Origin of the sequence: Sporocytophaga sp. (assembly GCF_017745095.1) — a bacterium.
In the GTDB taxonomy this organism is placed as follows: Bacteria; Bacteroidota; Bacteroidia; order Cytophagales; family Cytophagaceae; genus Sporocytophaga.
The window spans coordinates 1-717 of sequence record NZ_JAGHZZ010000064.1 but is presented as its reverse complement, the minus strand read 5'-3'; the positions used below and the strand labels follow the sequence as shown (position 1 = coordinate 717).

Below are 717 nucleotides of genomic sequence, written 5' to 3'. Positions count from 1 at the left end.
ATGCAAATGCTTGCGTGGTTGCTCTTGCAACTCAGACAATCACTGAGCCTACATTGTTATCAGCAAGTGTATCTAAAACAGATGTATCATGTAATGGAGCATCAACAGGTTCTATTTCAATCACAACTCCAGCAGGCGGTGTAGCTCCATATGAGTTTTCAGTAAATGGCGGAACTTATCAGTCTAGTGGTTCATTTACAGGACTTGCTGCAGGAACTTATACTCTGGCAATCAGAGATGCTAATAGCTGCGTCGTAGCTCTTGCTACTCAGACAATCACTGAACCTACATTACTATCAGCTTCAGTATCTAAAACAGATGTAATGTGTAATGGAGCTTCAACAGGTTCTATTTCAATCACAACTCCAACAGGTGGTGTAGCTCCTTATGAGTTTTCAGTAAATGGTGGAGCTTACCAGTCAAGCGGTTCATTTACTGGTCTTGTAGCAGGAACTTATACCTTAGCAATCAGAGACGCTAATGCTTGCGTGGTTGCTCTTGCAACTCAGACAATCACTGAGCCTACATTACTATCAGCATCAGTATCTAAAACAGATGTATTGTGTAATGGAGCTTCAACTGGCGCAATATCAATTACTTCACCGGTAGGTGGTGTAGCCCCTTATGAGTATTCAGTAAATGGCGGAGCTTATCAGTCTAGCGGAAGCTTCACAGGACTAGCAGCAGGAACTTATACCTTATCAATCAGAGATGCAA

General features: G+C 42.3%; 1 protein-coding gene. It reads left to right on the top strand.

The window, feature by feature from the left end; genetic code table 11:
* Positions 1–717: SprB repeat-containing protein (locus tag J7604_RS27000; RefSeq protein WP_293903798.1), on the top strand; the 717-nt coding region annotated here is incomplete at both ends.